General features: G+C 57.7%; 8 protein-coding genes and 1 pseudogene. 7 read left to right on the forward strand and 2 right to left on the reverse strand.

Going from position 1 to position 8,589, the window contains the following annotated elements; translation table 11 throughout:
- The 5 genes from AC2FLX_RS21545 to AC2FLX_RS21565 all read left to right on the forward strand — a co-directional run.
- A partial coding sequence (locus AC2FLX_RS21545; RefSeq protein WP_496875547.1) for a S8 family serine peptidase occupies positions 1-493 on the forward strand: 493 nt, incomplete at its 5' end.
- Positions 494-500: 7 nt separating this feature from the next.
- Positions 501-725, forward strand: a complete 225-nt coding sequence (locus AC2FLX_RS21550; RefSeq protein ID WP_496810598.1) for a hypothetical protein — start codon at positions 501-503, stop codon at positions 723-725.
- 132 nt (positions 726-857) lie between these two features.
- Positions 858-2,432: a lysine--tRNA ligase gene (locus AC2FLX_RS21555; RefSeq protein WP_496810599.1), complete on the forward strand. Its 1,575-nt coding sequence runs from the start codon at positions 858-860 to the stop codon at positions 2,430-2,432.
- 49 nt (positions 2,433-2,481) lie between these two features.
- A complete protein-coding gene (locus tag AC2FLX_RS21560) occupies positions 2,482-2,883 on the forward strand; it encodes a DUF4864 domain-containing protein (protein ID WP_480750216.1) in 402 nt (133 codons plus the stop codon).
- Between the two features lie 140 nt (positions 2,884-3,023).
- Positions 3,024-5,309 (forward strand): glycosyl hydrolase family 28-related protein, encoded by a 2,286-nt coding sequence (locus AC2FLX_RS21565; protein WP_496810600.1) that lies wholly within the window; start codon positions 3,024-3,026, stop codon positions 5,307-5,309.
- 35 nt (positions 5,310-5,344) lie between these two features.
- On the opposite strand, the gene AC2FLX_RS21570 is transcribed toward AC2FLX_RS21565, so the two are convergent.
- A complete protein-coding gene (locus tag AC2FLX_RS21570) occupies positions 5,345-6,010 on the reverse strand; it encodes a hypothetical protein (RefSeq protein ID WP_480750214.1) in 666 nt (221 codons plus the stop codon).
- A 106-nt stretch (positions 6,011-6,116) separates the two neighbouring features.
- Entirely contained in the window at positions 6,117-7,856 is a 1,740-nt protein-coding gene (locus AC2FLX_RS21575) for an adenylate/guanylate cyclase domain-containing protein (RefSeq protein ID WP_496810601.1), read from the reverse strand.
- 230 nt (positions 7,857-8,086) lie between these two features.
- On the opposite strand from AC2FLX_RS21575, the gene AC2FLX_RS21580 reads away from it, so the two are divergent.
- Together AC2FLX_RS21580 and AC2FLX_RS21585 are read left to right on the forward strand one after the other, a co-directional pair.
- Entirely contained in the window at positions 8,087-8,407 is a 321-nt protein-coding gene (locus AC2FLX_RS21580) for an antibiotic biosynthesis monooxygenase family protein (RefSeq protein ID WP_480750212.1), read from the forward strand.
- A gap of 72 nt (positions 8,408-8,479) precedes the next feature.
- Positions 8,480-8,589, forward strand: a pseudogene (locus AC2FLX_RS21585) (universal stress protein); the annotation flags it as partial.

The following is an 8,589-nucleotide window of genomic DNA, read 5'->3' on the forward strand; positions in this document are numbered from 1 at the left end:
CTGTTTCTTTGCGGCGGGAAATTGCGGGCAGAATTGCCCAAGCGGCAATTGCCATTCCTCGGGTGTCGGGCCGGGCGTGTCGATACATGCATCCAACAGTCTGGCCGAAGTCATTACCGTCGCCGCCGTCAACAGCAGGCACGAGCGGATCGGGTATTCCAGCCAGGGGCCGGGCATGTTCGAGCCGCAAAAGCCGGATATCGCCAGTTATTCGCATTTCTTCGGCAACTTCGGACCAGGGCGCCCGGCGGGGACTGGTGGAACGCCGTTTGACAACGGAACGTCGGCGGCAACACCGGTTGCGGCGGGTGTCGGTGCGGCGCTGTTGTCGGCCAATCCCGGACTGACCCCGGCCGAGTTGAAATTCCTGCTGATGGAATCGGCCACCAGCCTCGGCAGCGGGCGTGGCTGGAATGCCGATCACGGCACCGGCGTGATCAACGCGGCAGCGGCGCTAAGCTCTATGCGGACGCGGGTACCGTTGGTAGGCTGAGGCCCGGATGGATTGGTTGGTAACATATTGCGGATCCGAAACGGACGAGGAAGTCCGCCAGCGCCTGCGCGAGGCGGGGGCGTCGGTTAATCCGGATGTCACGGCCATACCGTTGGGGGAATCCGAGAGGGTTTTCGAAATCAGTGCGTCGGGTGCGGTGGCCGAGAAATTGACCGCCTTACCCGGCGTCAGAGGCGTATATCCGCATTCCGAACCGACAGCATACCGTTAGGGTGCAATAATCCCTTGTTTGAGGAGGGTTGATGCCGCCCGGCGATTGACTCTTGCTGCACCAGCACAATAGGAGAAGCGGGCCGGTCGCGCGGTGCGGCGGGTCCCGTTTTCCGATGGAGAAAGAAGCGAAATGTCTGAACTGCGCGATATCGCCCTTGCGTCCAAGGCCTGGCCCTTTGAAGAAGCGCGCCAGGTGCTAAAACGCTATCAGAAAGCTCCTCCGGAGAAGGGGTATGTCCTGTTCGAGACCGGCTATGGCCCCTCGGGCCTGCCGCATATTGGCACTTTTGGCGAGGTGGCACGCACGACGATGATCCGCCGTGCCTTCGAAGAGATCAGTGAAATTCCCACCAAGCTGATCTGTTTCTCGGACGATATGGACGGTATGCGCAAGGTGCCGGGTAATGTCCCCAATCAGGAAATGCTGAAGGAGCATCTGCAGAAGCCGCTGACCGCTGTGCCGGATCCGTTCGGCACGCATGAGAGCTTTGGCCATCACAACAACGCGATGCTGCGGCGGTTTCTGGATACGTTCGGGTTCGAGTATGAGTTCATCAGCGCGACGGATTTCTACAAGTCGGGCCAGTTCGACGCTATCCTGCTGCGGGCGGCCGAGCGTTACGACGAGGTCATGAAGATCATGCTCAAGTCGCTGCGCGAAGAGCGTCAGCAGACCTATTCGATCTTTCTGCCGATCCATCCCGATACAGGGCGGGTTCTATACGTGCCAATGAAGGAGGTGAATGCCAAGGACGGCACTATCACTTTCGACGACGAAGATGGCAAGGAATGGACGCTTCCGGTCACTGGCGGCAACGTCAAGCTGCAGTGGAAACCGGACTTTGGTGCGCGCTGGGCGGCGCTGGGCGTCGATTTCGAAATGTACGGAAAAGACCATTCCACCAACACGCCTATCTATGACGGCATTTGCCGGGTACTGGGAGAACGCGCACCCGAACATTTCACGTATGAGTTGTTCTTGGATGAGAATGGCCAGAAGATTTCGAAATCGTCGGGCAACGGGGTGTCAATCGACGAATGGCTGAACTATGCGCCGACCGAAAGTCTTGCCTATTTCATGTACCAAAAGCCCAAGACCGCCAAACGGATGCATTTCGATGTGATACCGAAAGCCTATGATGAGTATCACCAGCAACTCAGGGCCTATCCGGGACAGGACCTGAAGGCGCAATTGAATAATCCGGTGTGGCATATCCACGGTGGCCGTGTTCCCGAGTCGACGCTGATTGTTCCGTTTGCGATGCTGCTGAACCTGGCCTCGGTCTCGGCGGCCGAGGACAAGGACACGCTGTGGGGTTTCATCCGCCGTTACGCGCCCGAGGCCAGCGCCGAGAGCCATCCCGACCTGGATCAGGCCGCCGGGTTCGCCGTGCGGTATTTCAACGATTTCGTCAAACCGACTCGCCAATTTCGCGCGCCGACAGAACAGGAGCGCGAGGCGCTGGAGGCGCTCAAGGCCGAGCTGGAGGTTTATGACGGGCCGATCGAGGACGAGGCGCTGCAATCTGTGGTGTATTCCATCGGGCGTGAGCGGTTTGATCCGATGCGCGACTGGTTCATCGCGCTTTACGAAGTGCTTCTGGGGGCGTCGCAAGGGCCGCGTTTTGGCGGGTTTGTCGCGCTTTACGGCGTGCCCGAAACCATCGCGCTGATCGATCGGGCGCTGGCGGGCGAACTGGTCTGATTTGACGAACAGGGACATGGGGCTATCCTCCGGTCAGGAGGGTAGCCCCATGCGCCACATTCTTTTGGCATTGCCGGTCTGGGTTTGGATGAGTGTGTCGACCCAAGCGCAAAGCACCGAGATCGAGGCCAATATCCGCGCCCAGATCGACGCCTTTCTGGTGGATGATTTCACCACCGCATTCACCTTTGCGAGCCCGGGCATTCAGAACCTGTTTCGGACGCCCGACGAATTCGGCGCGATGGTGCGCAACGGCTATCCGATGGTTTGGCGGCCTGCGGATGTGAGGTTCCTTGAGTTGCGTGAGGTCGGTGGTGATTTGTGGCAGAAAGTCATGATCGTTGATGACAACGGGCATGTGCATCTGCTGGATTACCAGATGATCCGGCAGGGTGATGCGTGGAAAATCAACGGCGTGCAACTCCTTGGTCCGAGCGATCCGGCGGCGTGATGCAACGGCACCGTCACGGTGGTGCCAGTCCGGTTTAAACTTTTTCCCATACTTCGGTTTCTCGCATTCGGGGGCACCCGAAATCGGGAATGAAGCGTTCGTGGCGGTTTGTTCGCGGCGCATTTGGGAAAGGGATACGAATGAACAAGGCGATCACCGACGGTATCGAGTTCATGCCGCCTGCGTTCAAAAACGGGCTGGATGTCTGGTCAAGCGGCAATGGCACGCCCGGGTCGGACACATATGATGGGTCGGGAAGCGCGGCCTTTGTGCCGGCGGATGCCGATTTTGGCGGCTGTCTGGAAGTGCTGAAAACGAGCTCGCCACAAAAGATCCGGTACATGGGGCAGACTCCGATCCTGCCGGGGTGCTACTTGCAGATCAGGGCGCGGGTCAAAGCGGTAAGCGGGCCGCTGCCCACGGTCCGGATTGCCGGTTGGGCTGGTGGCGCAGGATACGTGCATGTGCCGGGTGTGATCGAGGTAGGACCGGCGACAACGCTTGCCTCGTATGGCAATGTTGTTGAGATTTCCGCCATTGTTGGCACCGGGTTTCGTGATGGCGTCGACATGTCCTGGGGCGTAAATGCGTTGTACGGTCATTTCGGGCTGAATATCGAGGGACCGAACGGTGCGGTTCTGCGGGTGGACGATATCGAGATCGAGGATGTCACTGGCGTGTTCCTGCGCGATCTGATCGGGTTGGTCGATGTCCGTGATTTTGGTGCCAGAGGGGACGGATCAACCGACGACTCTGCCGCCTTCGAAGCGGCCGATCAGGCGGCCGGCGGACGACAGGTTCTGGTACCCGAAGGCAGCTACTATCTCGGCCAGACCACCAGCATGAATGCGCGCGTCGAGTTTGAAGGCACGGTGACGATGCCGTCGAGTGAGATGTTGCTTTTGACAAAGGATTTCGACCTGCCGACCTATATATCCGCATTCGGCGACGAAACGCTGGGCTTCAAGAAGGCATTTCAGGCGCTTCTGAACAACTCGGATCATGAATCGTTGGATATGGGCGGGCGCAAGGTTTCGGTGTCAGAGCCGATCGACATGCAGGCCGCAGTTCCGAACCGGACCAGTTATGCCACCCGCCGGGTGATTCGGAACGGTCAGTTGGACGTTCAGGCCAACTCGGCCTGGGATACTCAGACCTTCACCTCGCAAGCGACCTATAGTTCGAGCACCCCATTTACGCTGAAAAACGTATTGAACGCAGCCAACATTCCTGTGGGCGCATTGGTGAAAGGCAACGGAGTGGGGCGCGAGATCTATGTGCGCTCGAAAAACGTGGGCGCGCAGGAAATCACGCTTAGCAATCCGTTGTATGATGCAGACGGCACACAAAATTTCACCTTTGTTGAGTTCAAGTACCTGCTGGATTTCAGCGGCTTCAGTTCGCTGCAAAAATTCGGGATGGAGGATATCGAGTTTCAGTGTAACGGCCGGTGCAGCGCCATCCGGCTCGCGCCTGCGGGCAACACGTTTTCGCTGAAGAACTGTTTTGTCAGCCGTCCGTTGGACCGCGGTATCACCTCAACCGGCGGCGGGTGTCAGGGGATGCTGATCGACGGGTGCCAGTTCCTGTCGACCGAGGAAAGCCTGAATGTGCCCGACCGAAGCTCGATCGCCCTCAATACCAACAACAACGACGTCAAGCTGCGCCACAACCGGGCGACCCGATTCAAGCATTTTGCGGTGCTGGGCGGTGACAACAACATGGTGCTGGGCAACCATTTCTTTCAGGGTGATGACGTGGCCAATGGCAGCCGTACAGCCGGGTTGGTCATAATTGGCACCTATTCCAGTTCGACCATCGCCGAAAACTATGTGGATAACTGTTTCATCGAGTGGACGAACGAACATGATCCCAATCCCGATTTCGTCTCTGGATTTTCGTTCAGTTCGATGAGCATCACCGACAACATATTCTTGTCGAGCGATGTGGCGCCATGGTTCAGTTACGTCGTGATCCGACCCTATGGAACCGGGCATTTCCTGAACGGACTGACGGTGACCGGCAACAAGTTCCGTTCGATCAATGGCAATATCGACCGGGCCGAGCGGGTGGATACGACATTTGCCGATTTGAACTATAGCCGGTTTATGGACGTTTTCTTTGACGGCAACATGTTCCACGGGGTGAGTGCGAAAAGCGCCAATCCCCTGCGGTTGCGTCATTCTCAGAACACGGCAGTGCAAACCTGGGTGGTTGATCCGGGGCAAGACCTGGCCTTTGGCGGCTGGGCGCGTGGTTGCGACGGCGTATTGGCGGTGGACGCGTTGCAGACGGGGGGCAACGCGGTTCGCTATGCTGCACCTTATGTCAGAGTGCAGCAGGGTTCAGGCAATGACCGGATACACATCGTCTGGCCCGAACCCCTGAAGGGAACGGTAGCGACCTCGATCCGCATCGACACATAGGACCAGCGGGCGGGCGCAATGCGCCCGTCTTTCCCTTAGAAGGTGCGCCAAATGGCCAGCTTAAGACCGGGGCGGGAGGTGGCCGAGTTCTTCTCGACCCCCAGAACCCACGTGGCTGTCCACTTCCGGGGCCGGATCATGATCGAAGGGGTCACGCTCCAATAAAGCGGGGCGTCGCTGATTGCCGAGGTTTCGATCTGCAGCAGCGGATTGAAGCGCCGACCCGAAAACAGGCCCGCCGTGATATCGAGCTTTCGGATGGTGCTGCGCCCTTTTAGAAAGTCAGCAGCGGCGTCGACAGCCAGCCAGCCGTAAGCGTTCCGGATGCTGAACTCGCGCCCATAGGACAGTTTTAACCGGGTCATGGTGCGCGATTCAGTTTGCCTATGATAGGCGCCGATCCCAATCTCGGCGGCAAAGCGCCCCATCCGGTCCGAGGTCAGCAGTGGTATTCGGGCAAACAGCAACGCATGGCCGGCGATTCCTTGGTATTCATGCGCGTCGAAGCCGACGGTCAGCCGATCCCGAAGGCCCCATTCCAGATAAATCGAGTATTTGTTTCCGATCTGACCGCTGTCTTCGAGGTGGGTGGTGCTGGAGATCGAGGAAAACCCAACGCCCTTGTCGCGCATCCATGCTCCGGCCTGCGCGGGTCCCGCGGCCAGTAGACATAGAATTATGGCGATCAGATATTGGCGCACGAATTGTCCTCGTGCGGCGATCCTTCGCTAATCTAGGTTAACAGACGGTTACGCACAGATCGCGCGTGATGAAGTTTCACGAATTTTCGGGGGCGAATTCGAGGTATCAGCCCGGCAAGCCTGCCATGCGCAGACCGGAAATCAAATGATCGAGATCCTCGGGATTGCGCCACATATTTCGAAATCCGCTGGTCAGGGTCTCTATGGTGGAGTTGCCAAAGTCGAGGTTTCGGCTGTTCAATTCTTCGCGGCGGTGTTGAACGAAGGCCTGAAGTTCCAGGTGCGCTTCATCCAGCTTGCCCGACAGTGCATAGGCGGACACGAGAAACGCGTGGCCGACAGAGTTGAGCAGCGCTTCGCCGATAAGGGCGCCCACCGCCTCGTCATAGCGGCCCATAAAGAAATAGACTTGGCCTAGAATCCAATCGAGCGCCGGAGGGTGAAGCGGGTCGAGCCGCATGGCTTCGGTCACGATTTCAAGCGCCTTCGCATGGTGTCCCAAAAGCAGAAATCCGTATCCGCACCACGCCATCGATTCAGCTTCGTTGACGATCTGGGACAGGGTCTTGTCGAATTGTATTTCCGCTTGTTGCCAAAGCCGGGCACAAAGATACGCGTAACCGAGCTGATCCTGAATATAGACGTCGCGATTGTCCAGCGAGGCGCCCCTTCGGGCAATTTCAAGGGCCTTCCCGGGCGCGTCTTCATCGGCCAGACCAAGCCACAGGTCGACCACATAAGTATCCGCCAGGTACATGTAGACACGGGCGTATTCGGGGTCGAGTTCCACGGCCTTTTCCAGCAACTGACGCGCTTTGGCGGTGTCTTGCGCATTCAGACCATCGCGCAGCGCTTTTGCTTTCAGAAGAAGCTCATAGGCCTTCATGCTGTCCGTCGGCTTGTACGATATCCGATCGGCCACATCATGTTGCACGCGCCCGGGGAGCACGGCAATGATGCTGTGCGCGACTTCGTCCTGTACGTCGAAGACATCTTCGAGTTCGCGGTCGTACCTGTCGGCCCAGATGTGCTTGCCGGTTTCGGCCTCGACCAGCTGAGCAGTGACTCGCAGCCGTTTCCCCGCCCGGCGTACGCTGCCTTCGAGAAGGTATTGAACTCCGAGCCGTGCGCCGATTTCGCTTGCGGTCAGGTCCTTGCCCTTGAGGCTGAACGACGAGTTGCGCGCAATCACGAACAGTGTTCGGAAACGGGACAGGCCAGTGATTATATCTTCGGATATGCCATCGCTGAAGAATTCCTGCTCAGTATCACCGCTCATGTTGACAAACGGCATGACGGCAATCGATGGTTTGTCGCGTGCAGCCATTGCCGGTGCCGAAGTTGCAATGTGAGAAGGGGACCATTTGAAGATGTGGATCGGCCGGGTAAGGTTCTTGAGTTGGCGCAAACCGTGATCCACGAAAAAGGCGTCGATCTTGCTGGCAATGCTGTCATGCACCACCGAGGAAATGCAGATGCCGCCGATATCGGCTTCAGCTTCGAGGCGCGCAGCCACGTTTATTCCGTCACCATAAATTTCATCGCCGTCAAGAATGACGTCGCCAAGATTTATCCCGATACGTAGCCGGATTGGTGACGGTTGGGCGGCCATTCGTTGTTGAATGTCAATGGCGCAGCGCACGGCATCGACGACCGAATTGAACTCGACCAGCGCGCCGTCTCCTGTCAGCTTGTTGAGGTGTCCGTTGAAACGGCGGACGGCCGGGTCGAATTCGGTTTCGCGATGCAGCTTCAACCGGACCAGGGCGTCCTCTTCGTCGCGGGCCATCATCTTTGAATACCCTACGACATCGGCAGACAGTATCGCGCTGAGCCTTCTTTGCACCGGCTATCCTCCTGATTTGGAAGGGTACTGGTCTTTGATTTACTTTGCATAGTGTTTTCGGGTGCCGGGCGTTTGATGGCGAAGTGCGGTCGCTTGTTGCAAGTTCGGTTTTCATGGGTGCGCGTTCAGATAAAAGACCTTTCCAATCCCAGAAGTTACTGGATTAATGCCAGAAATCGGAAGCATTCCGAAAAACCTGTGCTAGGCTGGGATAAAAGAGGAGGAGCACGATGCCTAAAATTTCCAAGGACGCATCCATTCAGACCGTCATCACCACGTTCGAAATGACGCCGGGCACCTGTCAGGATCTGCTCGAGGCGCTGACCGACGCCTATTCCAACTTCATCTCGAAGCAACCTGGCTTCGTCGCGGCCGGATTGCATGTGAATGACGCGCAGACACGGATCGCCAACTATTCCCAGTGGCAACGGCGCGAGGATTTTCTGGCCATGCTGCGCACCGATGAAATGCGGGCGCGAAATCGTCAGATCAACGAACTGTGCAAAAGCTTTGAGCCGGTCATGTACGACGTGGCCGAGACGTTTGGGTGACCTGATTTGAATCAAGGTCGGACCGGCCGGGAAAGCGCAGACTCAGTCTATCTCAACAGGAGGCGCAAGCCCATGTACCACAACATTCTTGTTCCGATTTCCTTTGACTCCGAACGGGACGTTTCGGGCCCGCTGAAACTGGCCGAAAAACTGGCGACCCCGGATGCGAAGATCACGTTGAT

The sequence above is a fragment of the Ruegeria sp. YKSF57 genome, assembly GCF_059612585.1.